This is a genomic window from Vampirovibrio chlorellavorus, assembly GCF_003149375.1.
Lineage (GTDB): Bacteria > Cyanobacteriota > Vampirovibrionia > Vampirovibrionales > Vampirovibrionaceae > Vampirovibrio > Vampirovibrio chlorellavorus_B.
Genome location: NZ_QFWH01000010.1, coordinates 1 through 25,523, shown reverse-complemented (window position 1 = coordinate 25,523; position 25,523 = coordinate 1). Strand labels below are relative to the sequence as shown.

Below are 25,523 nucleotides of genomic sequence, written 5' to 3'. Positions count from 1 at the left end.
GGGCAGGCCAACCGTTCGGTTGATGACTAGATTTTTAAAAACCGGACATGCTGAAAATTGCGGCCCTTGTTTATATGTTGGCCCTATTATGCGTTGAATGGCTCTTCGGATGGGCGGGGGACAAGGGGCAAGTGGATTTGCCAGCTTTATCGACTGCTGGCAGGCAACCCCTGTCCGACTTGATCGTCGGGACGGTGGTGGTGAAGGCCCATTAAGGGGCTTTTAGAACGGCTTCCAGGTGTCGGGCCAAAACGGGTTTTACAGTGTTTACGCTAATGGGCTGCTTGAGAAGGGCCTGCATGCTGGTCATGACCTCACTTTGCAGCCCGCAGGGGTTGATCTGCGAAAACGCCGCCAGATCCGTACACACGTTCAAGGCCAGCCCGTGATAAGTCACCCATTGTTTGACGGCCACCCCAATGGAGGCCAGCTTGAGCAACTCCCCAGACTGTGGAGCTTGAGCCCACACCCCAGTCCACCCCGGATTGCGCAGACCTTCAATGCCAAATTCCCCCAAAGTCAGGATGATGGCCGCTTCCAAGTCTCGTAAATATCGGTGTAAGTCCCGCTTTCCAACAGGCAGTAGCAGGATGGGATAGGCAATGAGCTGGCCCGGCCCGTGATAGGTGACATCCCCGCCCCGTTCAATGGCCACGGTCGGGATGCTGGGATGGAGCAGGTTGGTCTTGTGGGTGCCTCGCCCTAGTGTGAGGATGGGCGGGTGTTCGCCCATCAGCACTGTATCGGGGATGTCTCCGGCCAAGCGTTGCTGCACCAGTGACTTTTGCAAATCCCACACGGTTTGGTAGTCCGTCAGATGGAAATCCTCAATGGCCGAGTCGGGCATGATGAGTAACCAATTACTTTACGGCGGCGGTGGCGGGCTTTTCCTTTTGGAAAATGTGAATGGCCAGCCCATGCACGGCCTCTGCCGCTTCCATCATGGTTTCCGGCAAGGTGGGGTGAGTATGCACGGTCAGGGATAAATCCTCGGCGGTGGCCCCCATTTCAATGGCCAGGGTAGCCTCTGCAATCAGCTCGGACACTTCCGGGCCAATCATATGCACCCCTAAAATCTGGTCGGTGGCTGCATCAGTAATCATCTTCACCATGCCGTCCGGCTCGTTCATGCTCAAGGCCCGCCCGGAGGCGGCAAAGGGGAACTTGCCCACTTTCACCGTGTAGCCCTGGGCCTTGGCCTGCTCTTCACTCAAGCCCACCGTGGCGATTTCCGGGTCACAGAAGATGGCCGAGGGCATGGCCCGGTAATCCAGCACTTCCTTGCTGCCGTCAATCACGGCTGCCGCCACCAAGCCTTCTTTGGAGGCCTTGTGAGCCAGCAGGGGCGGGGCGGTCACATCGCCAATGGCGAAAATATGAGGCACGTTGGTGCGTAGTTGGGCATCCACCGGGATGAAGCCCTTGGCGTCCGTTTTGATACCGGCTTTCTCCAATCCCAAACCCTGACTGTTTGGCTTTCGGCCCACGCACACCAGTAGTTTTTCGACAGTAAGGGAGTCGGTGCCCTTGGGTGTTTCCAGTTGCAGGCTGATTTCAGTCTCGCTGGCTTGACTGATGCTGGCTTTGGTTCCGGTGTGCAGCTGAATGCCCCGCTTTTTCAGGGAGCGCTTCAGCAGTTGGGTGATTTCCGAATCCACGCCGGGTAAAATACTGTCGCTGAGTTCCAGAATGCTGACTTTGGCGCCCAGTTTGGCGTACAAGGTGCCCATTTCCAGACCAATCACCCCACCGCCCAGCACGGCTAGCGTTTTGGGCACTTCCGTCCAGTTCAGGGCATCTCGGGAATCAATGATGTTATGCCCGTTCAGCGCGAAGCCCGGCACAGCCACGGGGGAAGAGCCAGTGGCAATCAGGAAGGCGTCTGCCTTGAGGGTGTGGGTTTGTCCGTCGTTGCCCTGCACGGACAGGGTCTTGGAATCGCTGAATGTGGCCGTGCCATACACGGTTTGAATGCCGTGGGCCTTGAAGAGTTGCCCGATGCCGCCAGTCAGCTTTTGCACCACGCCGTTTTTCCAGTGTTGCAGCTTGGGCATGTCCAATCGCAGCCCATCCACCAGAATGCCCAGTTCACTGGCCTTCTGAATGCGCTCGAACAGCGTGCCTGCGTAAATCATGGCCTTGGAGGGGATGCAGCCCCAGTTCAGGCAAACCCCGCCCAGGGCCTCTTTTTCCACCACGGTAACTGTATGCCTCAGTTGGGCCAGCCGGATGGCCGCCACGTAACCGCCCGGCCCCGCCCCAATCACCACGATTTTTTTTTCGATTTTTTGCTGGGAAGAGGAGTCTGCGGCCATAGTGACAATGTCCTTTTTGCTGGAAATGCTTAAAACAGGGCTTACAGGGCGGCAATCAGCCGGGTGGGGTTCTCCAGATACTGAATGACTTCCTTGACGAACAAGGCGGCCTCGGCCCCGTCCACCACCCGGTGATCGCAGGAAATGGACAGGTGCATCATGTCCCGAATGACGATTTGATCCTGCCCGTTGATGGTGCGCACCACGGGGCGTTTTTCAATCTTGTTCACGCCCAGTATGGCTACTTCCGGGTAGTTAATGATCGGCACGCCAAACAAACCGCCAATGGAACCAATGCTGGTCAGGGTAAACGTGCCGCCCTTCAGCTCATCCAGGGTCAGTTTGCCGTTGCGGGCCTTCTCGGCCAGGGTTTTGATTTCGGTGGCCAGGGTAAACAGGCTTTTGTGATCGGCTTGCTTGATGACCGGTACAATCAACCCCTGCTCGGTGGCCACGGCTACACCCAGATTAATGTCGTGCTTGTAGACCAGCTCTTGGGTCTGCTCATCCAGCTGGCTGTTCAGGATAGGGTACTTGCGCAGTCCGGCGATGACCGCCTTCATCACAAAGGGCAGGTAACTCAGCTTGACGCCTTCGGCTTCGGCCAGGGGCATCAACTCTTCCCGCATGGCCACCAGGCGGCTCATATCCACCTCTTCCACGTAAGCGAAGTGGGGGGCGGTGTGCTTGGATTTGACCAGATGCTCGGCAATCTTGCGGCGCAGGCCGCTCATGGGCACCCGGCGCTGGCCTTGAGAGAGGATGACGCTGGCTGCGCTGGTCGCGGGTCGGCTGGCTGGGGCCGCACTGCCGGGTTGAAACTTGCGAATATCCTCGGGGATGACCCGCCCACGGGGTCCGCTGCCCGTCACTTGGCTTAAATCCACGCCCAGCGTGCGGGCCAGCTTGCGGGTGGCTGGGGCCGCTAATACTTTACCGACATTCCCTTGGCTTGTTGAAGGAGCGGTCATCGTGGCCGTGGCGGTGCGGCCATTGCCGTTGGTCTTGCTATCATTGGCACTGGCTTCGGCGGCTTTTTCAGTGCTGGCCGTGCTTGCACCAGCCTCCCCGAATACGGCAATCACGCTGCCCACGGTGATGACCTCTCCGGCCTTGCCCCGCAGTTCCTGAATGACCCCACTGACCGGGGCCGGGATTTCGGCGGTGACCTTATCGGTCATTACTTCCACAATGGCCTGATCTTCCTTGACGAAATCGCCCTGCTGCACCAGCCATTGCACGATTTCACCTTCATGCACGCCTTCCCCAATGTCGGGTAGCTTGAATTCGTAAGCCATAGTCTCTAAAGTCTCCTCAAAACTGCAAAAAGGTCAGGGGTTGGCGCCGCCTGAGCTTATTCAAACGCCATGACGTCCTTGATGCCCAGGAAAATACGGATGGCATCGGGTACGTAAATCTTTTCCAGCGTGTAGGGGAAGGGGGTGTCAAAGCCGCCAATGCGCTTGATGGGCGCTTCCAGATACTCCACGGCCCGCTCGGCAATCAGGGCCGCAATCTCGGCACCGTAGCCGCTGGTTTTGGGGGCCTCATAAACAATCAGCGCGCGGCCGGTCTTGCGCACCGAGGCCAGAATGGCTTCTTCGTCCACCGGGTATAAGGTTCGAAGGTCAATAATTTCGCAGCGAATGCCCTCTTTTTCCAGGGCCTTTTCCGCAGCCAGACGGCAGGGTTCCACCATGGCCCCGTAGCAGAAGATGGACAGATCGCTGCCCTCCTGCACCACACGGGCCGGGCCAATGGGCACGGTAAACTCGCCTTCCGGCACTTCCCCTTTCACGGAACGGTAAATCTTCTTGGGCTCCAGAAAAATCACGGGATCTTCGCCCCGAATGGCCGAGGCCAGCAGGCCCTTGGCGTCTTCCGGGGTGGAGGGGATGACTACTTTTAAGCCGGGGGTGTGGGTAAAGTAGGCTTCCGGGCTTTGGGAATGATACAAGCCGCCCCGGATGCCACCCCCATAGGGGGTGCGAATGACTACCGGGCAGCTGTATTCCCCGCCGGAACGGTAGCGGAACTTGGCCAGCTCGGAGACCACCTGATCGAAGGCCGGGTAAATGTAGTCGGCAAACTGGATTTCGGGTACCGGTTTTAGCCCGTAGACGGCCATGCCAATGGCGGCGCCTACAATGCCGGTTTCGGTCAGTGGGGTGCTGAAGGCCCGTTCCTCGCCGAATTCCTTGGTCAGTCCTTCGGTGGCCCGAAAGACGCCCTCGTTGACGCCCACGTCCTCCCCAAAAACTACCACCCGGTTGTCCCGGCGCATTTCGGTTTTGAGGGCATCGTTGATTGCCTGTAGTAAAGTCATTTGAGCCATATTCAATCTCTCCTGTGAGCCTCTCAAAAGCCTATAACGGAAACTCGCCTTCTTGCTGGCGGGGGAATTCGCTCTCCTGCTCAATGAGTTCATCCCGTTGACGGGCCAAAGCGGGAGGCAGTTCGGCGTAGACATCTTCAAACAGGGAATTCCAATCGGGTTCCGGTTTCTTTTCGGAACCGCTGGTGCCTTCGTTGACCTGATTCTGAGCGTCTTTCCAGATTTTGGCCTCGTAAGCCTCATCCCACAGCCCCAGAGACTTTAAATAGTTGCGGGTGCGGGCAATGGGATCTTTATCCTCGCTCAGCCACTGGTCGCTTTCATTGCCCCGGTAGCGGGTGGGATCATCGGAGGAGGAGTGCGGTCCCACCCGGTAGGTGAATAGCTCAATCAAGGTGGGGCCTTCTCCAGCCCGGGCTTTGGCAAACGCTTCCCGAGAGGCGTTATAGACGGCGATGACATCGTTGCCATCCACCCGAACCGCCGGAACCCCGTAGCCCACGCCTTTTAAATGTAAGGTTTCCGCCCCGCACTGCTTGGAGACGGGTTGGGAAATGGCGTACTGGTTGTTGACGATATAAATGACCAGTGGGGGCTTGTAAACCCCGGCAAAGGTCATGCAGGAGTGGAAGTCGTTGGCCGATGTGCCCCCATCGCCAATAAACGTGGTGATGACGGCGTTGTCTTTCTTGTATTTGGCAGCCATGGCGGCCCCGGCGGCGTGAATGAGGTGGGTGCCAATCACGCTGGAAGAGCTGACAAAGTTGAGACGGCGGTTGGTATAGTGGGCAGGCATTTGGCGGCCCTTGGCGTAGTCGTCCCGGTTGCCGAAGAGGTGATCGGCCAGTTCCGTGATCGGTGCGCCCTTGTAGAGCATCATGCCGTATTGGCGGTAGTATCCAAAAATCCAGTCCTGATCTTGTAAAGCATGGCCAATCCCCACCTGGGTGGCTTCCTCGCCAGTGGAGGTGACGCAAAAGCCAATTCGCCCGCTGCGTTGCAGTTTTTTCTGGCGTTCATCATAAGCCCGAATCAGGACCATGCCTTCATACATCTGTTTTAAGTCCTGGGCAGTCAGGCCGTCCGGTAACTGGCCGGCCTTGGTGCTGTCTGTCATCGCCCGAAGCAGGGGTGCCGAATTGGGAATATCAGCGGATTTACTGCTCATGGCCTGTCTCCTTTGTGAATGATGATAGGGACGTCGGTTTTACGGTCGCTTTGCGAGCCTCGATGACGCCTTTGATAAAAAATTCTCCGGCCCGGTAGGAACTGCGTACCAGCGGTCCAGACGCGCAATACAGGAAGCCAAATTCTTCTTCGGCAACCTGCTGCCATTCCTTGAATTTCTGAGGGGGAATAAAGTCAACAACCGGCAAATGTTTGGCTGTGGGCTGCAAGTACTGGCCCAGCGTTAAAATATCCACGCCATGGGCCCGTAGGTCGGCCATGCACTGGCGCACCTCCGCCTCGGTTTCCCCCAAGCCCAGCATAATGGAGGATTTGGTAAAGCGATCCGGCTGCCAGTTTTTAATCCGTTGCAGCAAGGTCAGGGTTTGCTGGTATCCGGCCCGTCGATCCCGCACGGGGTGGGTCAGGCGCTCCACGGTTTCCACGTTTTGGGCAATCACATCCGGTTGGCTATCTAGCAGCACCCGCAAGGGGGCCTCTTCGCCCTGAAAGTCGGGAATCAGCACTTCCACAATAATGTTGGGGTTGGCTTTCTTGATTTCCGTGACGCAGCGGGCAAAGTGCGCCGCGCCCCCATCAGGCAGATCATCCCGATCCACGGAGGTCAGCACCACGTATTCCCAACTGGCTTTTTGAATGACGTTGGCCAGTTTGTGCGGCTCCTCATGATCCAGCCAGCCGTTGGGGTTGCCGGTTTTAACGGCGCAAAAGCGGCAGCCTCGGGTACACACTTCTCCCATGACCATAAAGGTGGCCGTACCCCCTGCCCAGCATTCCCCGATGTTGGGGCAGCGGGCCTCTTCGCACACCGTGGCCAGACCGAGGGATTTGGAGATGCCCTTCAGTTCAAAGTAGCGCTCGCCGGTGGGGGGGCGCACCTTGAGCCAGTCCGGTTTGCGGCTGACTGTGGATGCGGTTCGGGGTGTGTTTCCGGCAGAAATGGTTTAAACCCTCTTACTTGGTGACACGCTTGCTTGCGGGCGGCCTGTTTGAGTTCTGTTTGGCGGATCGCTCATGGGACAGCGCATGGCCGCAGTCCTTTTTTACTTCCCTCATTATAAGCAAACCCCTGCTCATTCCCAAACCTATCACAGCCCCGTTTGTGTTTCCAATAGAGTTGTTTGAAAATATTTAGCAATTCTATTTTATGTTCGGCTTTTAACTAACCAGTTCACAGGCTGGCCCTCAATTCAAGAGGTTTATAGGCCAATTCCGGGTTTAACGGCTTCGATTTCTCTGAAATCGCCGCCTACCCTCAATACCACGGAGTGTTTTTACCCTATGTCTGCTCATCGATTTATTGTAGCCCTGCTAACCGGCTTTTGTGCCCTGTGTGTGATAGGCACCCCCGCAGCGGCGTTGGCCTACGCCCCCCAGTTCGATACCGAAGAGCAGGAAAACATCGGGGTCTATGAACGGGCCGCCCAGGCCGTGGTGACTATTAATGCCCTGGTGGATGGCCGTCCTTCCAGCGGGGCCGGTGTCCTCATTGATGAAACCGGCATTATTCTGACCTCCAGCCATGTCATTGGCAACGCCACCACCGTGCAGATCTCTCTGGCCGATGGGCGCCGGGGGCCAGCCAGCGTGTTGGGCCGGGCCGGTGAAAAATCCGATTTGGCCCTGCTGCGGGTCAATCTGGGTGGCAATTTACCTTTCCTGAAGCTGGGCGATTCCTCCAAAGTCAAAGTGGGTCAGAAAGTGCTGGCCATTGGCAACCCCTATGGTTTTGAACGCACCCTGACCACCGGCATTATCAGTCGTATTGACGGGGAGCGGAATCGCATTCAGACCGATGCGGCCATCAATCCGGGGAACTCCGGCGGCCCTTTGCTGGACACCCAAGGTTATATCATCGGCATTAACCAGTCAATTTTCAACCCGGATGGCAATCGATCCAACATTGGCATCGGCTTTGCCGTGCCTGCCAACACCGTGAAGAGTTTTCTGTTGGCCCTGGCCAGTCAGCAGCCGCTTCCGGCCACCGTGGCCGCCATTAGCAAGCAGCCTGTGATTCGTTACCGCTATCAGGGTGCTGATGGCATGGCCAATGTGTCTATTTTCAATATTTCCGAGCTGCTGCAAAAAGTGGGGACACAGTATTAAGCGCCAGCGCTCCTTTTTCGGGGTTTGGACCGCCGTGTCCCGTGTCAAGGGTCTCACACTTCAAGCGTCTCACGCGTCAAGATGAACGGCAGGCAATTCAAGGACTACGGGTCTGGCCATGGGGGCCTGTGGCCTGAATCGGGCCCGAAGCCCTGAGGTGAGCCGGGTGGTTAAACTGGGGTGGATTGCGTTCAGACTGGATACAGCGGCCAGAGCCGAAATGGCAGAGCCGCTGGTGATCAGGAAGCCGCTCAGAAATTTACTGAAGAAGTGCATCCTTGGGCCGTGTGGTGTTTCTGTTTGATTGGCCATGGACAGCATGAGTGCGCCCGGAATGATCAGGGCCGTGCCTCCCACGATGCCGAACAGTCGCAAATACCACGCCAACCCCCTGTCGAGTGTCTGATGCGTCTCAATAGCTGTGTCAAATCCGTCTCCGGGGTCGCTGGAATCGCTGATCGTGCTGGGCGGCGGATAGGCGCTTAAAGCCCCTTGAACCTGAACGTTGGCGGGCTGATCCGGTTGTTCAATGACCACCAGTGTTGAGGCTGTGGCCCTCTCTCTGTCTATAAAGCCGGTAATTTCACCGTTTTGGGGCAGGGCTCTGCCCAACACCACGCTTGGAAGCGGGCGAGCGTAACCTGATTGCAGGGGCGCGTTCTGTGGAATACTGGGCCCGGGATTGGTAGGCTCTGCTTGCACCTGCTCCGTGGTCGACTGCGGGGTCTGCCGGGTGGAGAGCCGGGCCTGAAAGCGAACCGGGTTTGCTGGGGGGCTGGGGGGGAATCCATACCGGGGTAGTGGGCCGGGGGAAGAAAGCGAAGAGTGCATGCGGGGGCTCCAGGCGGCTTACTGAAAAATAAAATGGGACAATAAAATAAGAAAGAATAAAGCAGGAAAAAACAGAACGGTAAAAAATTACACAGGAAAAATGCGATTGAAAGTTTGATTGAGAAAGAACGGGACTGGCAAGAAAACTTGCTAATATCGTAGTATTTTAGTGGAAAGTCGGGCATGCCTCAACGGGGCCAGGTCGAAAAGCCCAACGATTGGTAAAGGCCAATCCAGGCCTGATTAAGCGGAGATGGTTTTCCGATAAGGCCGATCACAGGGGCTATCCATCAAAAACGCCCTCCAGGCGCTGGGCGTGGAAGGCGTTTTTTTAACGGATTGAACTGCTGGGATGGAAAACTGGGGATCAGTCTTTTTTATCTTGCATCAAATAGTTGATACCACCCCAACCCATTAAGGCCGAACCCACGCCCGCCATAATCAGGCCGGGGATGATGCCGATGAGGGTCATTTTCAGGGCGATACCGCCAGCCAATAGGGCTGCGCCTGTCAGTACTTTGGTTTTGATCCACCCTTTCATAATGCCGCCACCCTCTTCTTTTTCAGCTGATTCGTTTTTAGGGGTGGTTTCATTCGTTTTGGGCTTTGTGTCGGTGTTGTTGTTCACAGCTTTGGGGGCTTCAGCTCCCTCTACTTTTGGATCGCCTTGCTCGCCGTTTGTTACGACGGGTGGCTTATCTTCCTCAGCCCTTTCCACAACTTGCCCTGTGCTTTGGTTTCCGGTTTTTGCACCGTTGTGAACGTGCCCTGCACCAGTCCCACCACAGCAGTCACTTTTTCCACCCGCTGCTACTGGTACGGGGATTTCTGTTGACGCAGGGGTTTCTGCTGTTGCATTGGCTGCTGCTGGCGCATTAGCCAATGCTGGTGCCGGAGTACCTTTTGGGTAAAATCTGTGTTCGTTAGTTTTATTGCTAGAACTTGTGTAGTGTTTAAATAATAATTCATCTTTGGGTGAGGAGGCTGGTTTTTTGGCAATAGCATCAGACAGTCTGTGCCGGTTAATTCTACTGCCTTTTGTTGTGTATTGGTTTTGAAGTAATTCATCTCGAGAAAAAGATAATAGATCTGGTGCGGGGTTACGAGTACGGGTGTTTCTATTGGTTGTCTGGGGGAGTGAGGAACCAGCTAAACCTGTGGGGGCGCTCATAAAATAATTCTCCTTCCATACCAAAGATGGATTTGACGGCGGGCTGCGCTGAAACGAGTGGGGCCTCAGGACAGCTTGAGTATGTGACCCAATAAAAGTCCCTGAAAATAAGCTGATGCTATTCAACCCCAAAACATCAAGAAATGTAAATCATGATCCGACCGCTGCGGGCATGGCCTGACTGGCCATTTTGGCGGATCGCGCTTGCGCCGCAACGGTGAAGGGGAATGGGGGGCGGTATTTTCTTAGAGACTATCCGAAAAGCCTCCATTCCGGGCGTCTACTGCGTTCGTGTGCTGCTCAGCTTCGTTACTTATCAGGCTAAGCGCCTTGCTTGCGCTGTGCTGGTCTTGATTTTTGAGGGCTTGTCGCCACACCGGACTCAATACTTTTCGGATAGTCTCTTAAAGCTGGTTGATATACAGGGGCTTGTTTGCGCTGTGAAATTGGTTGCGGTAATTCAGCATGATAATTTCCGTGCGCTGGCCCGGGGCAATATTAATCAGCAGGCGATCCACCAGCCGGTGAATGAGGTACATGCCCCGTCCGTGGGTGTCCATCAGGCCGGTGCCGCTGATGTTGCGGTCCAGCCAGTATAAAATCTCATCGGCGGTAATGCGCCCCCCCTGATCCACAATGGCAATGCCAATGCGCTCTAAATCCTGTCCGTAGTAAATGTAAACGTACTCATTTTCCTCCAGCCGCTCGATGCGCTGGCCTTTTTCATACTTCAGGGAGCCATCCGGCAGCTTGGCCACGTGATAGACGGCGTTGGTAATGGCCTCAATCACGGCGGTCAGCAAGTCGTTGGGGTTGGGGATCTGAACCCGGGTTAAAAAGCCGTGCAAGGTCTCAAACGCCACCGAAATATCGTCGCTGCTGGTCAACACAATCTGGGACAAAGGGGCCAGCGGGTCCATGTAGGTTTCAATGCCAAAGGCGGAGGCGGGCTCCAGCAGGTTATTCACCACGGTGGAGAGTTCCTCGAAGTCGAAGGGGGCGGTTTTGGCAATGATGTTGAATACGCCGGTTTTTTTGGCGTTGCGCACGTAATCCTCCACCTTGTAGGCGGTGATCATGGCCGTGCGGGTTTGCGGGTAGTGGGCCTGAATGAACTGGATCAGGGAAAAACCATCCTCCTCCGGCATGTTAATGTCGGAAATAACCAGATCGTAGGCCTCTTCCGCCAGCTTTTGGCGGGCATCCGGGGCGGAGGGGCTGGCCGTCACGGTCAACTGATAGTTGGCCTCGTGGTAATTTTCCAGATAGCCCACCAGACCTTCCCGCACCACGTCATCGTCATCCACAATCAGGACGCGATAATGGTTTCGTACTGGTCCGTCCGCAACAGCGGAGGCGCTATCGGGATGGGGGGGGAATGGGGCGCTCATAAAACCCTCACAACGAACTTGAAAAACGACGCTCGAAGGCTTTCGTTTACTCTAAGTATAGCGGTTCTTCGCAAACTGGCAGGGTGATTTTAAATTCGGTGCCCTGCCACTTGATACTATCCACCGACAGCAAGCCGCCATGCTGCTCGATGGTGCGGTAAGAAATACTGAGGCCCAGCCCCACCCCACTGTGCCCTTTGGTGGTGAAAAACGGGTCGAAAATCTGGCTCATCACCGATTTGTCAATGCCGGGGCCGTTATCCTTCACATGGGTGGTCACTTGCAGGCTGCCATCCTTGGGGTTTTGGCTTTCACTGAAGAAGATGGTAACCTGCCCCTTGCCATCGGTGGCGTCGCAAGCGTTTTTAACCAGATTGTAAAACACCTGCTCCAGCCGGATGCGGTCGCAGCGCACCCGGTGCGGGGTTTGCCCCTGCATTTTAATGTCAAACTGGGAGAAATGGGGGTGGCTCTTGAGGGCGTTGACAATATCGCTCACCACGGCCTGCAAAGGCAGGGCGACCAGCACCAGCTGGGAGGGCTTGGAGTAGGCCAGCAGATCGTTCACCAGGACAGCGGCCTTTTCGCTGGCCCGGGTAATTTTCTGGATTTCCAGCAGTCCTTTTTCGATGCTGTCCGCCACTTTAGGGCTCTCCTGAGCTTCTGGAACCGCTTTTAAACGCTCCAGGTTCATTTTTAGCAGAGAAGCGCTCATGGAAATGCCGGTCAGCGGGTTGTTCATCTCGTGGGCCACACCGGCAATCAGGGTGCCAATGGAGGCCAGCTTTTTGGACTGGTTCAGCTCATCCTTGATCTTTTCCATGGCCAACTGGTCTTTTTGTACCTGGGTAATGTCGCTGAAGGTCAAAATCTTCAGGGGTGCTTGGCTATCGTCTGGCCGCATAAACTTCAGGCTGAACCCCAGGGTGGACATCTCGGGCCGGGCGGGCAGGGTCAGGGAGATTTCCGCCCGCTGGATGTCCTGGGTGGCCTGTTCCATCAGTTTGATCAGGGGCAGGAGGTAATCCGGCATGGTGCGGTTCAGATCGCTGGCCTGTACCGAGGGGGAGAGCCCCAGGGTGTCCCGGGCTTTTGCGTTGATTTTCAGGATGCTGCCATCGGCCTGCATAAAAATCATGCCGGAAGGCAAAATATCCAGAATGTTGTCCATCATCAGTAATTCGGGCTGCATGGGAGAGGTCTCATCTCAAAGCGCTGACCGGCACCATGGTGCGGATGTCCTTCTGGTTGTCCAGCCGAAAGCCCACCACCAGATAGGTGTTTTCAGAATTTTGATGCAGTCGGTTGAGCAGCATCTGGCCACTTTTGTTGAGCAGGTTGCGGCCCATCAGCTCGTTTTTGGGCACGCACAACAAATGCCCTTGCTCATCCTGTTGAACGGTGGTGTACAAGGCCACGTTCAGCCGCTGGAAGATGACCTTGAGCTGTACGTTGCCGGGCGTGGTGCCTGCCTTTTCCGCCAGCGCCTGCCGAAAGCGCTCCCGAATTTCCGGGGGGAAGCGAAAGGGGGGAATGGGTGTCTTACGCACGGGCAACGCAAAAAAACGGGGATTCTCCCGGGCTTGCGTGGCCAAGGCTTGCTCTTTCAGGGAGGCGCCACGGGCTTTGATGGGCGGAATGGGAATGGTCCGGCTGCCCGGCTGGGTGAAGCGGAGCCACCGGCCTTGCCGGGACTGGGTCTGAATCGGCTCCAGCGGTGCCCGGTGGGCTTTGGTCCATTGTACATTGTGAAAGTCAACCTGATGCAAGGAGGCGTCAGCCGCTTCGATCACCGAAGCGTTGCACAGCACAGGGGCCAGCGTGCAGGGTTGTTCAGCGGCCAAAGGCACGGTGTGCAATAGTGGTAGGGCCTGACAACTGGGTAAATGCTCTCTTTGCCAGCGAATGGGATCGTCGCTGACCTGAATGTCCGGCTTCTCCAGCGGGACCCCAATGGTGTCTGTTGTTAGCTCGGTCAGGTAGCTGACCAGCGGCGCTTGAATACGCACGTCCACAGCCTGCTGGGAAACGCTTTTAAACAGCAAGCGCAAGGCGCTGCTGATCTCCTGCCGGATTTTACCGCCTAGCGTGTGGTCGGGCTGGCGCTGGGGGGATTCCCCGTTGTGGTGATTCCCGCTTCCTGGCATATAATCTCCAAGGCTTTTTCCACCCGCTTCAGGGGTTCGGTAATGTCCATGTCCTCCCCGGCCTCCAGCAGCAGGGCAATGGGATCGATGGCCTCCGGGCTGGCACTGTCGCTTTTTTCGGGCCGTTGGTAGTGGATGCGAACCGGGTTGCCCTCCGCTGAAACCTGCAAAAGCATTTCCCCCGGGGCGATTTCCTGGGTTTGGCCCACGGCCCCCAGCGGGGAGGACTTGGTGCTGGCAATGCGCACAATGGGGTAGCCCTTGGCCGGGTAGTCCACCAAATGTTCGTCCTCTACCAGCAGGCACTTGAATCTGGATTCCAGATTTTTAAGCAGCGTTTCCAGGATCACTTCCCGTTTGATGTAGGCGCTAAGCACCTGGCCATACAGCACCTGCTGAATTTTGGTGGGCTGAATGGGCTCGGTATATCGAAATTCAGCGGGCAGGCCCCGACTGTCGGTCACCATTAACCCGCCCACAAACACGTTGGGCACAGGACTGCTGACCAGCAGGTATCCCAGTTTTAGGTCGTTACTTTTCATGGCTTTTAATTTTCTTGATGATTCCGGGCGGGCTGGTTTTTTGGGGTTTACTGGCTGAGGCGGCTACGCAGGCGCAACAGGGCCTGGGCGTGCAGTTGGCAGGCTCTGGACTCGGACACGCAGATGATTTCGCCAATTTCGCGCAGGGTCATATTCTCGTGGTAGTACAAGGCAATCAGCAGCTTCTCTCGCTCCGGCAGGGAGGCGATGGCCGCAGCCAGTCGGCGTCTCAATTCGCTCGCTTCAAATTCGCCCTGTGGGTCGGGGCTATTGCGATCTTCCACCATGTCCAGCAAGGTCATGCTGCTGCCGGTGGTGTCGTTGCCGTAGGTGTCATCCAGAGACAACATGAGGTTCTGGGATTCCGACAACATCACTTGCAGCCGTTCCCGGGGCACGCCCAGACGCTCGGCCAATTCTTCGTCGTTGGGGGCCCGGCCCAGTTCCTCTTCCATTTTCTGCATGGTGGCCGACAGTTCTTTACTTCGGCGGCGCACCCCTCGGGGAATCCAGTCCTGAAAGCGGAGTTGATCGATGATGGAGCCCCGAATCCGTGTAACCGCGTAGGTTTCAAACTTCAGGCCCCGCCCCGGATCAAAGCGCTCCACAGCCTCCATCAGGCCCATGGTGCCAAAGCTGACCAAATCTTCCGGGGCAATGCTGATGGGCAGGGTAATGGGCATGCGACTGACCACATAGCGCACCAGGTGCAGGTACTTCAGAATCAATTGTTCCCGTAACTGCGCGTTATTGGGATTTTTTTTGTAGTTTTGCCACAGCTTCAGCACTTCGTCGGCCTGCGCAGATTGCCCTTGGCGGGCGTCTACGTGCAATTTTGATGCCGGGGGGTGAGCCTCGCTCATACGTTTTTAGACCCTTTTCCTGCCATCCATCCGTAACATTTATTATAGAGTGATTTGCAAACCAACTTGTTTTTTTGCCAACATGAGAAGAAAATATCCCCCGTCTGATGCAGACAAGCGTGGGGCATCTCGGGCTCGGAAAATCCGCTGGGGCTGACCGGCTGCATCCCATACTGCAGTGGCTGCGCCAGCCCCACCGAACGAAACATTCCATGCCCAAACCCTGCCCGCAAATTTCCGAAAATGGAAAATGTCCGAAAATAATGATGGCAATCAAATGCTTTCAGTGGTTTTTTAAGAGCAGTTAATCTCACTCAGTGCTTTCAGCCTTGCAGATAGGAACCTTGTTTTTATGTTTCCCGTCGTCGCCTCGCCCCAAACCTTTCCCGGAGAACTCGTCGCCCGGCCTCCGGTTCAAAAGCGTCCGGCCGATCTGTTTTTCGGTAAAACCGCTCAGGCTCAGGACAGAAACGAGGCCCAGAGAGCCCCTTCCCCTTCTCGTTTGGACACTGTCAGCCTGACCCGGATGCAAGAGGCCCTGAAAAAGGCCATGCCCAAGTATCACTACACCATTGACGAGAATTTTGTGGCCAACTCGGTCACCAAGCTGACTTTTGACCGGGCCAAAGCCCAGGTGAACCATTTATCCAGAACCGTGAGCGGAGAAGACCTCAGTCGCTTCAACGAAGCGGGTAAGCTGGGTTTGGTGGAAGAGTCCTCCGATATGTTTTTTGAAATGTACACCCTCAAAGCGATCTACGGTGGGCTGATCACCAAAGCGCAAGTCAAGCAATGGGCTGCGGCGCTGCCCAAGGCCATTCAGGGTGAGAAACAGGCCACTGGGCAAATCCCGAATATCCTGCTGGGCGGCAAAGCGCCGACCGCGTTGGAGCGGGAAAAGCTGCTGGATGGCTCGATGTTCCTTGAGCAGTTGCAGGCCATCCGACAGGATATCGAAACCCGGGTGGAACGTCAGAAATCCGGCCCGATTGGGAGCTTGAGAGGCTGGGCGTTTAATCACTTCCGCAAGGAGGTCAATCGGGGTTGGGTGGATGTTGATAAGGGTCAGCAAGCGCAGCAGGATCGGGCCCTGGATTTGTTGGCCCTGATTGGTATGAAATTTGCCCTGATGACCCGTAAAGACCCCAACTATCGCATTTTTGGGAATAACATCAAGTTGCTCTGGGATGAAGCCGAGGAGTTTCGGGAAGAAATGCACGGCGATAGCGCCAGTGACACCCCGACCAAGTGGCTGATTGCCAGTATGGCTGGCCTGTATAGCTTGCCGTTTATGCCGTATCGGCCTTTTCAGTGGCTGATTACCAGACAAGCGGGCCAGGAGCTGAATTACGTGGATAAGCACCATGCCAAAGGCCAGTCAGAAAAGCTGCCTCGCTTTAATATTGATTATAAAGACCTGATGGAAACGGTGTTTAGCAAGCAGATTGGTCGTCAGGAGCTGGACTTTAGCCGTCCGGATATTGATGCTCGGCTTGAGATGCGGCCTGATATTCGCTTGAATCAGGACGCTATGAAAAATGGCAACGCCAAGCGCAAGTGCATTTTAAAGCCCTATGAACTGTGGCAGGAAAGCGCCGTGCTGAAAAACGCCACGCTGGGGGAAAACAAGGTAAAAGACATCGCCGGTAAAGTGCTGAACACTGGGGCTTGATGGCTTGGTTGTCCGGGGTTTCGGCGTTCATTGTTGGCGTGTGGTCAGGATAAGACTTTTTTCGCTGCGTGAGGGGCTGCTTGGCCGCTTGACGCAATGGATTCCCGCCTCCGCGGGAATGACAGTGAGGGCTGGGAATGGCAGGATGCGGCGGGGAATGCTAGGGAGCTTTGAGCGGCGGGGAATGGCAAAGCTGTTTTGGGTTTACAGACTCGATCGGTTCAAGCACGGCTTTCCAGGCTTTATAAACCTTTCTAGGGTTTATAAACGCCGGATAGGGCAAACCAGTCGCCTTGCTGACGACGCTGGATGTCCGTGAACCCAGCTTCCTGCATGGCCGCTTCCACCTTGCCCACGGAGGTTTCAATCAGGCCGCTGGCGTAAAACAGGCCACCGGGGCTCAAACGGGTTAGTATCTCTGGGAATAGCTCCAGGATAACCGGAGCAATGATATTGGCCAGCATAATGTCATACTTGGTGTGGCACAGCTCCCCCAAGGGGGTGTCGGTGAACTCACAAAAGGCGTCCACGTTATTTTGGATGGCGTTTTTAATGGCCGTTTGCACCGCCAGATAATCGTTATCCACCCCTTTGACCTCACGGCAGCCCCGCTTGGCGGCGTAAATTCCCAAAATGCCAGACCCAGTGCCCACGTCCAGTATATTTTTCTGGGATAAATCCGTGTGATCGGCCAGTTCTTCCAGCAATTTCAGCATGAGCTGGGTGGTTTCGTGCGTTCCGGTGCCAAAGGCGCATTCCGGGTCTAGCACAATCACCACTTCCTCGGCGGACTGAGGGGTGTAGTCTTCCCAAGTGGGGCAAATGGTCAGTTTTTCGGTGATATGGGTGGGCTTCCAATGCTGCTTCCAGCTTTCCGCCCAGTCTTTTTCCTCGATCCATTGGGTGCCCACAATGTCGCACACCTTCATCAGCTTGGGGTTCTGCACCATCAGAACCTTCACCAGATCTTCCCCCAAAGGGTTGCGGGTCAGGATGCTCATATAGCTTAGATCCGAGGGGCGGGTTTCATCGTCGGTGCGCTCGTTGTTGTAGGTCTCACAAACGCTTTCCACCCCCTCAATGGTCCACAGCAACTCTTCCAGGTAACTGGCCAGCACCGGCGGGCATTGAATGCGCACTTCCAGCACGGCGTTGGTCGGATGGGCTTGCGTGGTGGGTTCCATAATGGGCAAAAGCTCCTCTGGGTGGGTTGGGAAAGTGTTTCAGGGTGCCGGTATTTGTGTTAAAGTACCCTCTCAAGATTACCCCAAGCCCGACCGCCTTCACAAGGTTTACCGCCCTTTTCGCGTCCACCGTTCGGGAGGGTTCCCGGGTGTTCTTAGACCCAGCGCTTTAGAATTCAGTTTTTTATTCATCAAGTTTTTATTGTCCATATTATTGAGAGGATCTGACCCCATGCCCCAACCCGCCGCCAATCTGGGCAAACTGCCCCCGTATCTGTTCGCCGAAATCGACCGTAAAATCGCCGAAGCCAAAGCCCGTGGCGTGGACATTATCAGTCTGGGCGTGGGCGATCCCGATCTGCCAACCCCGGCTCCCATTGTGGCCGCCATGCAAAAAGCGGTGGCCGAACCGGCCAACCACAACTACCCGCCCTATCATGGCACCGAGGAATTTCGCACCGCCGCTACCAACTGGATGAAAACCCGCTTTGGCGTCACTGTAGACCCGGCCACGGAAGCCCTGTCCCTGATTGGCTCCAAGGAAGGGCTGGCTCACCTCATTCTGGCCTACGTCAACCCCGGGGATGTGGTGCTGTGCCCCTCCCCCGGCTACCCGGTGTACCACAACTACACCCTGCTGTGCCACGGGGAACCCTACACCGTGCCCCTCTTGGCCGAAAACAAGTTTCTGCCCGACCTGAGCAAAATTCCAGCGGACATTGCCAAACGGGCCAAGCTGTTTTTCCTGAACTACCCCAACAATCCGCTGGGTGCCATCATCGATGAAGCCAAAATCAAGGAAATCGTGGACTTCTGCAAACAGCACGATATTTTGTTGTGCCACGACAACGCCTACAGTGAAATGACCTTTGACGGCTACAAGGCCCCCAGCTTCCTGTCCGTGCCGGGCGCCAAGGACGTGTGCATCGAGATGTTCTCCCTCAGCAAAATGTACAACATGACCGGCTGGCGGGTGGGCTTCGCCGTGGGCAACCCGGACGCCATTAAAGCGCTGGGCACGGTTAAAAACAACACCGACAGCGGCGTGTTCAAAGCCATCCAGCATGCCTCTGCCGTGGGCCTGAATATGTCCGAGGAGCTGACCAAGGATCTCAACGCCATTTACGCCCGTCGCCGGGATATTTTTGTGGAAGGCCTGAACAAGCTGGGCTGGAACGTCCCCCGCAACGAGGCCACCTTCTACCTGTGGGTACCCGTGCCGACTGGCATGAAAAGCGTGGAATTCGTCAGCCTGCTGCTGGAAAAATGCGGCGTGGTGGTGCCTCCGGGCACTGGCTACGGGGCGGAAGGCGAAGGGTACTTCCGGGTGGCCCTGACCGTGCCGGATGAGCGCTTGAAAGAAGTGCTGGCCCGCATGGAAAAAGAAGGCGTGACCTTTACCCAGCTGGCCAAGCACAGCGCCGCCGTTTAATATCGCCGCAATCAAGGCCGCAACCATTCATGTCGCTTCAACAACGTCTTCATTTCATTACGTTGGGTGTTTCCGATTTGGCTCAGTCCCGCTCGTTTTACGAGCAGGGGCTGGGCTGGACCGCCTCTGAACGAGGAAAATCTTCGGGGGTGGTCTATTTCCCCTTGCAAAACGGACTTTCATTGGCCTTGTTCCCCAAGGACGCACTGGCCACGGAAGTGGGCCTAGCCGAAGCATCCAGCGGGTTTTCCGGCACCGTGTTGTCTCAGAATGTGGGGCATCTGGAAGAAGTCGTTCAACTCCTGCACTTAGCGGAACAGGCTGGCGGACGTATTCTCAAACCCGCTGAAGACAAGGCATGGGGCGGCCATGTCGGATACTTCGCCGATTTGGACGGCTACGTTTGGGAAGTGGTCTGGAATCCCCATTTTGAATTGACTCCCGACGGCCAAACGATTTTACCCGAGTAACTCACGTTGTTTCAAAACACTTCAGAAAATTAAGGACCTTATGTGGGACTTACTGAAAAAAATCTTTTTGGCTCTCTCCTACGCTGCCCAGTTGTTAATCGTTGTTGGCTTTGGCTATCTGTTCTTGGTAAATTTGAAGCCCACCACTGCCGAAATACTTCAGGCTCAGCAAATAGCAAAAAGCTGCCCGGGACTGGTTTTTGCTGGTGATGTACTGGCATCGGCTCAACAAATGGGCAGGCTGGATTATGTGTCTCTTGCTTTGACTATGCTGGGAGTTGTGATTGCCATTCTGGCGCTGAGTGGTTTCTGGGTTTTAAGACGTGAAACGCTTGAAACCGCAAAAGAACACTGCTCCCACCTCTTGAAAGAAAAGGCTTCCACGCTTACTGAGCATGAAGTCAGGAAATACTTAGACGGAAACGATGGCTTGGAGCGCTTTGAAGCCATAGTAGAGCAAAGACTTTCTGCTATAATGGAAAACGAAGCATTGGTGGCAAAACTAGTAGAAAGGCTAGCTCCTTTGATCCAGAAAGAAAATCTTGATTATGAACAAGATTTTGGCACTGGATCTATTGATGACGCTGAAATCGCAAAAATCTTACAAGAGTTAGCACGAGAAGATAATGGCGAGTCATAGAGATGAATCCTGAAATTCGCAAGACAATCAGTAAATTTATCTCAGAATGCCCTGTAAATATTGAAGCATTAATCAGGGAGCTTGGGCTTGAGCTAGATCCGAAAGCTAAATTGGATGAAGCCATCGCCGGTCAAATACAGAAGCTAGAAGACGGAAGATATAAGATTTCTGTAAATAAAGATGATCATTATTTTCGTCGGCGATTTACAATGGCTCATGAGCTTGGGCATTACCTTTATCATCAACACCTAATAGGCAATGGAGTTGATGACGACAAAATGTACCGAAGCACTTCCGCTGGTGATTTCTACAATACCCTTATCGAACAGCGCCACGAGACAGAAGCAAACAAATTTGCGGCGTCTGTATTAATGCCGAAACATCTCGTACTAAAAAGCTACTATGACAACAAAAAAGACATCAACGTGGTTGCCAAACTGTGGCAGGTTTCCCCTACTGCACTAAAGATTCGCCTAGATCTTCCACAAGAAGATTGATATACATTCCAACCACACCGAATCAGCCGGGAAATAGTATGATGGGGGGTATGACGTTCTGGAATCGCTTTGCCATGCTGAAAACCGCTTTTGCCGTAACCACCGCCAAAACCGTGGCCAACCTGACCGCTTTCCTCAAAATGGGCTCCGGCACCAGCCTGCCCGGTAAAGTGGCCCGCAAACTGGACCCGGATCTGTTGCGTAATCTGGGTAAGCAGGTCAAGCATCAGGTCATCGCCGTGACTGGCACCAACGGCAAAACCACCACCTGCGGGCTGTTGGCCCAGTTCATCCGGGAAGCGGACTACCGGGTGGTGCATAACCAATTGGGGGCCAACATGGTACCGGGCATTACGGCGGCGCTGGTGCAGCAAAGTACCATGACTGGCCACCTCAAGGCGGATTACGCCGTGCTGGAAGTGGATGAAGCCTCCATGAAAGGCCTGACCAGCGAAATTGGGGTACAGCGGGTGGTGGTCAGTAATTTGTTTCGGGATCAACTGGATCGCTACGGGGAGCTGGACACCACCGCCAAGCTGATTTTAAGCGGCATTCAGCAAACCGAACTGGCCCAAGGCCAGGGCCGCCTTATTTTAAACGGTGATGATCCGCTGGTCACCACGCTGGGCCAGCACGATGCGTTCCAAAACAACCTTCTGTACTTTGGGGTGGAAACGGTCACCTACCAACACGGAACGCCCGTCAGCGGGCCAGTGCCGTTCACTCGGGAAGTGACCCAATGTCCGGCCTGCCAAGGGACACTGGCCTACGACACCCTGATTTTTGGTCATCTGGGCAACTATCACTGCCAGCACTGCGGCTTTCAGCGTCCAACCCTGACCGTGGCAGCGGAGCATGTGCTGGTCAAGCCGGAGGCCAGCGACATTCGCCTGCGCTACGGGGAGGAGAGTCTTACCCTCACCCTGCCCTTGCCGGGCCTGTTTAACGTGTATAACTTGCTGGCCGCCGCCGCTGCCGCCTACGATTTGGGACTTCCAGCCAGCGTGCTGGAAAGCGGCCTGCAACATTATCAAAGCGTGTTTGGACGGGCCGAAAAACGGGTGTTGCAAGGTAAAAACACCCTGACCATGCTGATCAAGAATCCGGTGGGGGCTTCCGAAGTCCTCAAATTAGTGGGTGGCGATCCCAAGGGTCGTTTGCTGATTGCCCTGAACGACAATTACGCCGACGGGCGGGATGTCTCCTGGATTTGGGACGCCCAGTTCGAGGCCATCCCCCCGCATAAGCAGGTGATGGTCAGCGGGGTGCGGGCGGACGATATGGCCGTGCGACTCAAGTACGCGGGCATCCCGGCGGAAAACATTCAGGTGCAGCCCGAGCTGAAAACGGCGCTAGACCAAGCCTTGGCCCAGACCCAGTCGGATGAAACCCTGTACTTGCTGCCTACCTACACGGCCCTGCTCAGCCTGAAGCAACTGCTGTCCTGAGTTTATCGTCGCGCCGTCCTGTCATTCCCACGTCATCCAGTCATGTCATGCCAAACCATACCCATTGTTGATTGCACCACCAGGATTTGGGTCTAAATAAAATGGAAACCTTTCACCTGAAGCGATTTTTCGTTAGCCTGCCAGCCCCGGTGGCTGAGTTTCCGGCGACGCTGACCCTGGAGGACGAGAGCGTGGCCCATCACCTGCGCACGGTCATGCGGGCCAGGGTTGGGGAATCGGTGGTGCTGGTGGATGGAGAGCGTCGCCAAGCCTATGTGGCCGTCTTGCGAGCACTGGAAAGGCGAGCCTTGACCGTGCAGGTCGAGCGGCGGCTCCCACCGTCGGATGGGAATTTGCCCGCTGTGACCTTGGCCGTGGCCCTCATCAAGGAGCAACGCTGGGACTGGCTGATTCAAAAAGCCACTGAGTTGGGCGTTTCGGTCATTCAGCCTATCGCTTCGGAGCGGACTATTATCAAGCTGGATGAGAAAGATTTCGGGAAAAAGCAGGAACGCTGGGAAGCGGTCATGCGCTCGGCGGCGGAGCAATCGGAAGGCCTGTTTATCCCGGCCATTTTGCCGCCCGTTTCGGTGAAAACGTTATGCCATCAAGGATCTATTCAGGGTCAGCGCATTTTGCTGGCGGAGCGGGGGGCCCATCGGGAGACCCTGCAAGCGATTTTGCGAAAGCATCCGTCAGCGCAGACCCTGTTGTTCGCCATTGGCCCGGAAGGGGGCTGGACGGACGCAGAGTTGGCCCAGTTTGAGCAGGCCGGGTTTGTCTTTGCCGGCTTGGGGCAGCGCATTATGCGCAGCGAGACGGCGGCCATGGCGGCCATGGCGGCGGTGGTCTATGAATTGGGCGGTTAAACGTCCGGGGTTTTGCTTTGGATTTGAGGGAGCGTAGTTGGCAAAGCGCCTTGGCTGAGCGACAATAGCATGCCCTTCACTGATATAAAGAACGCTGAAATGTCCACCTCTGCCCTCAGCCAGTTACAAGCCGCCCTGAGCCACCCCATGGTGCGCTGTGTGGTGTCGTTGGTGGAGCAGCAATGCGGACAGGCCTATCTGGTGGGCGGGGCGGTGCGAGATTTGCTCTTGACCGGCCAACTGCCCCTGGATTTGGATTTTACGGTGCTGAACTGTTCGGCGGCCACGGTGGCCAAGGCGTTGGCCGATGCGCAGGGCGGGCACTTGGTGCCGCTGGATTGGGATTTTGGCATTCATCGGGTGGTATTTACCGAAGGCGATCAAGCGGGTCTGAACGTGGACTTGGCGGACGCTCTGGAGAATAATCTGGACGCTGACCTGGCCCGCCGGGATTTGACCCTGAACGCCATGGCGCTGGATTTAACGACTGGGAAACTGATCGATCCTTTCAACGGGCAAGCGGACTTGTCGGCCAAAACCATTCGCATGGTCAGTGAATTCAACTTGCTGGATGACCCTTTGCGCATGTTGCGGGTGTTTCGGGTGGCCGCGACCATTCAGGCCGCAACCATTGATGAGGCCACTTTGGCCGTGGTGGCTGCCCAAGGGGCCAAAGTATGGGAGTCCGCCAGCGAGCGGGTGCAGTACGAGTTTTTTCGCTTGCTCAGCGTGGAGCGTTGCTTTTCCTTCCTCAAACAGATGGCCGATTGCGGCTTGCTGGAAGTGCTGATCCCCGATTTAACCCCCATGAAGGCCATTGGCTCCAGTGGTTTCCATCACTTGGGCCTGTTTGATCATACCCTGGAGCTGGTGAAGCAAGCGGAGCGGCTGATTGGGGAATGCCCACAGGCCGTGCAGGATTGGGTGCGGCAGGCTTTTACGCCCTCCGTCACCCGCTTTGGCCTGATTAAGCTGGCCTGCCTGCTACACGACATTGGCAAGCCCGCCACGCTGGGCACCCGGGAAGATGCCGTACACGGGCAACGCCTGACTTTTCACGGGCACGAGGAAGTGGGGGAGGAGATGGCCGAGCCGTTACTCAAGCGCTGGAAGGTGAGCAATGAAATTCGGGCTTACGTTAAAAAGCTGATTCGCTGGCACTTGTATCCCTGCCAGTTTGGGCCGGAGTCTCCCCGCAAGTCCGTGTTGAAATATTACCGCCGCATGGGGGAAGAAACGCTGGATGTGACCCTGCTGGCCTTGGCCGATCGGCATAGCGCCTGCGGGGACTGGTTAAGCCAGGAAGATTTTGACAAGGCCCATGAGGCCCATTTGTGGCTGATGGCCAATTACGAGCGGGAAGCGCCCACGCTTAACTTGCCCCGCTTGCTGACTGGAAACGACTTGATGCGTATTTTAAACGTGGGGCCGGGGCCCCATTTGAAAGCAATGCTGGAGGCCTTGCAGGAGGCGCAGCAATTGGGAGAAGTGCAGGATGGGGCTCAGGCGGAAGTCTGGGTGTTGGCCCGTTATGGTCATTCCTGACGGTGGGAGTCCATCGCATTAACATCTAATTTTCGGCAAACGGTGGGTATTTGGGCCGAGCTGACCCGCTTTTTAGAGTGGGTTCGTGGCGTGGCGATCAATTCTCTGATTTATGTTGTTTTTATATATATAAGCATAAATCTCCATATAAAAATAGCCGACGCCGTCGATGTTTTTGACATCAACACAGGCCGATAGAGGGTTGAACGTTATGAGTTTATACAATCTTCAAACAATAACCAATCGGGCTCCTTATAGCCCAGCTCCCGCAGTGCCTCCCGCTGCCACCAGCGTTCCTGTCAGCGCGCCGCCGGGGGTTCCGGGTGCGTCGGCGGCCAATCCTTATATACTTCCGGCAGACGCAAAACAAGTGCCATTTGCCCCGGGGAGCCAGCCACAATATATATCCAAGAGTGGTCAGGTGTATCAGTATGCTCAGGCCACTGATAAGACCCTGAATTACAAAGCCACCAATAATAACGCCCAAACCTTGTCCTTGACCTATACGGGGCAAAATAAGCCCAATACCACCGTGGTGGGCTATGAAAACAGCCGGGAGCAAGTGGGCACTGCCCCGACTCTATCGGGTTATAAGAACGTCTCGGTTGGTACGGAGAAGTACGTCACCGGGACCGAGTCTTATCAGTCGGGTACCAAGTCTGTGCTGACGGGGTACAAAGATGTGCAGGTGGGAACAGAAAAGTATCCCACCGGCACCGAGAAATATGTCACCGGGACCGAGTCTTACCAGTCGGGTACCAAGTCTGTGCTGACGGGGTACAAAGATGTGCAGGTGGGGACTGAGAAGTACGTCACCGGCACCGAGAAATATGTAACGGGCACCGAGCCGTATCAGGTGGGCACCAAGTCTGTGCTG

Annotated in this window: 25 protein-coding genes; 11 read left to right on the top strand and 14 right to left on the bottom strand. The window is 55.6% G+C overall.

All coding sequences use genetic code 11. The features are described from left to right. Positions 1-47 precede the first annotated feature (47 nt). Positions 48-215 (top strand): hypothetical protein, encoded by a 168-nt coding sequence (locus DF283_RS12060; RefSeq protein WP_303675130.1) that lies wholly within the window; start codon positions 48-50, stop codon positions 213-215. Here the strand turns inward: DF283_RS12060 and lipB are convergent. The 6 genes from lipB to lipA are packed head-to-tail and all read right to left on the bottom strand — an operon-like array spanning position 212 to position 6,779. Then, positions 212-847 (bottom strand): lipoyl(octanoyl) transferase LipB, encoded by a 636-nt coding sequence (gene lipB / locus DF283_RS12055; RefSeq protein ID WP_303675129.1) that lies wholly within the window; start codon positions 845-847, stop codon positions 212-214. The genes DF283_RS12060 and lipB overlap by 4 nt on opposite strands. Positions 848-860: 13 nt before the next feature. After that, entirely contained in the window at positions 861-2,315 is a 1,455-nt protein-coding gene (gene lpdA, locus DF283_RS12050) for a dihydrolipoyl dehydrogenase (RefSeq protein ID WP_303675128.1), read from the bottom strand. A 41-nt stretch (positions 2,316-2,356) separates the two neighbouring features. Continuing rightward, complete coding sequence (locus DF283_RS12045) at positions 2,357-3,613, bottom strand: dihydrolipoamide acetyltransferase family protein (RefSeq protein WP_303675127.1); 1,257 nt, start codon at positions 3,611-3,613, stop codon at positions 2,357-2,359. Between the two features lie 56 nt (positions 3,614-3,669). Continuing rightward, a complete protein-coding gene (locus DF283_RS12040) occupies positions 3,670-4,650 on the bottom strand; it encodes an alpha-ketoacid dehydrogenase subunit beta (RefSeq protein WP_303675126.1) in 981 nt (326 codons plus the stop codon). 31 nt (positions 4,651-4,681) lie between these two features. Beyond that, entirely contained in the window at positions 4,682-5,818 is a 1,137-nt protein-coding gene (locus DF283_RS12035) for a thiamine pyrophosphate-dependent dehydrogenase E1 component subunit alpha (protein ID WP_303675125.1), read from the bottom strand. Next, positions 5,808-6,779: a lipoyl synthase gene (gene lipA, locus DF283_RS12030; protein WP_303675200.1), complete on the bottom strand. Its 972-nt coding sequence runs from the start codon at positions 6,777-6,779 to the stop codon at positions 5,808-5,810. The genes DF283_RS12035 and lipA overlap by 11 nt, the downstream gene beginning before the upstream one ends. Positions 6,780-7,119: 340 nt before the next feature. Between lipA and DF283_RS12025 the strand changes: the two genes are divergently transcribed. Further along, positions 7,120-7,944 (top strand): S1C family serine protease, encoded by an 825-nt coding sequence (locus DF283_RS12025; protein ID WP_303675124.1) that lies wholly within the window; start codon positions 7,120-7,122, stop codon positions 7,942-7,944. A gap of 69 nt (positions 7,945-8,013) precedes the next feature. On the opposite strand, the gene DF283_RS12020 is transcribed toward DF283_RS12025, so the two are convergent. The 7 genes from DF283_RS12020 to DF283_RS11990 all read right to left on the bottom strand — a co-directional run bounded on the left by DF283_RS12020 (position 8,014) and on the right by DF283_RS11990 (position 14,889). Continuing rightward, on the bottom strand, positions 8,014-8,775 hold the full coding sequence (locus tag DF283_RS12020) for a hypothetical protein (RefSeq protein WP_303675123.1): 762 nt from the start codon (positions 8,773-8,775) through the stop codon (positions 8,014-8,016). Positions 8,776-9,142: 367 nt separating this feature from the next. After that, complete coding sequence (locus DF283_RS12015; protein WP_303675122.1) at positions 9,143-9,946, bottom strand: hypothetical protein; 804 nt, start codon at positions 9,944-9,946, stop codon at positions 9,143-9,145. Between the two features lie 404 nt (positions 9,947-10,350). After that, positions 10,351-11,337, bottom strand: a complete 987-nt coding sequence (locus DF283_RS12010; RefSeq protein WP_303675121.1) for an ATP-binding response regulator — start codon at positions 11,335-11,337, stop codon at positions 10,351-10,353. 46 nt (positions 11,338-11,383) lie between these two features. Beyond that, positions 11,384-12,529, bottom strand: coding sequence for a two-component system sensor histidine kinase NtrB (locus tag DF283_RS12005; protein WP_303675120.1), 1,146 nt, complete (start codon positions 12,527-12,529; stop codon positions 11,384-11,386). A gap of 10 nt (positions 12,530-12,539) precedes the next feature. After that, positions 12,540-13,484, bottom strand: a complete 945-nt coding sequence (locus DF283_RS12000; RefSeq protein WP_303675119.1) for a hypothetical protein — start codon at positions 13,482-13,484, stop codon at positions 12,540-12,542. After that, a complete protein-coding gene (locus DF283_RS11995) occupies positions 13,421-14,026 on the bottom strand; it encodes a hypothetical protein (protein ID WP_303675118.1) in 606 nt (201 codons plus the stop codon). Before DF283_RS11995 ends, DF283_RS12000 begins: the two co-directional genes overlap by 64 nt. A 47-nt stretch (positions 14,027-14,073) precedes the next feature. Then, the gene (locus DF283_RS11990; protein WP_303675117.1) at positions 14,074-14,889 is read right to left on the bottom strand and encodes a sigma-70 family RNA polymerase sigma factor; all 816 of its coding nucleotides are present in this window, start codon (positions 14,887-14,889) and stop codon (positions 14,074-14,076) included. A 352-nt stretch (positions 14,890-15,241) separates the two neighbouring features. Here DF283_RS11990 and DF283_RS11985 point away from each other — a divergent pair, with 352 nt between their 5' ends. Further along, complete coding sequence (locus tag DF283_RS11985) at positions 15,242-16,561, top strand: hypothetical protein (RefSeq protein WP_303675116.1); 1,320 nt, start codon at positions 15,242-15,244, stop codon at positions 16,559-16,561. Between the two features lie 254 nt (positions 16,562-16,815). Here DF283_RS11985 and prmA read toward each other — a convergent pair whose 3' ends face one another. Then, a complete protein-coding gene (gene prmA / locus DF283_RS11980) occupies positions 16,816-17,745 on the bottom strand; it encodes a 50S ribosomal protein L11 methyltransferase (protein ID WP_303675115.1) in 930 nt (309 codons plus the stop codon). Positions 17,746-17,977: 232 nt separating this feature from the next. On the opposite strand from prmA, the gene DF283_RS11975 reads away from it, so the two are divergent. From DF283_RS11975 to DF283_RS11940, 8 genes are all read left to right on the top strand, one after another. Further along, on the top strand, positions 17,978-19,177 hold the full coding sequence (locus DF283_RS11975; protein WP_303675114.1) for an LL-diaminopimelate aminotransferase: 1,200 nt from the start codon (positions 17,978-17,980) through the stop codon (positions 19,175-19,177). Between the two features lie 29 nt (positions 19,178-19,206). Further along, a complete protein-coding gene (locus tag DF283_RS11970; protein ID WP_303675113.1) occupies positions 19,207-19,647 on the top strand; it encodes a VOC family protein in 441 nt (146 codons plus the stop codon). A 40-nt stretch (positions 19,648-19,687) separates the two neighbouring features. Beyond that, complete coding sequence (locus tag DF283_RS11965; protein WP_303675112.1) at positions 19,688-20,287, top strand: hypothetical protein; 600 nt, start codon at positions 19,688-19,690, stop codon at positions 20,285-20,287. A 2-nt stretch (positions 20,288-20,289) separates the two neighbouring features. Beyond that, positions 20,290-20,784, top strand: coding sequence for an ImmA/IrrE family metallo-endopeptidase (locus DF283_RS11960; RefSeq protein WP_303675111.1), 495 nt, complete (start codon positions 20,290-20,292; stop codon positions 20,782-20,784). Between the two features lie 50 nt (positions 20,785-20,834). Beyond that, on the top strand, positions 20,835-22,232 hold the full coding sequence (locus DF283_RS11955; protein ID WP_303675110.1) for a MurT ligase domain-containing protein: 1,398 nt from the start codon (positions 20,835-20,837) through the stop codon (positions 22,230-22,232). 101 nt (positions 22,233-22,333) lie between these two features. After that, complete coding sequence (locus tag DF283_RS11950; protein ID WP_303675109.1) at positions 22,334-23,101, top strand: 16S rRNA (uracil(1498)-N(3))-methyltransferase; 768 nt, start codon at positions 22,334-22,336, stop codon at positions 23,099-23,101. Positions 23,102-23,200: 99 nt separating this feature from the next. Then, positions 23,201-24,646, top strand: a complete 1,446-nt coding sequence (locus DF283_RS11945; RefSeq protein WP_303675108.1) for a CCA tRNA nucleotidyltransferase — start codon at positions 23,201-23,203, stop codon at positions 24,644-24,646. 421 nt (positions 24,647-25,067) lie between these two features. Further along, positions 25,068-25,523: hypothetical protein (locus tag DF283_RS11940; protein ID WP_303675107.1), on the top strand; the 456-nt coding region annotated here is incomplete at its 3' end.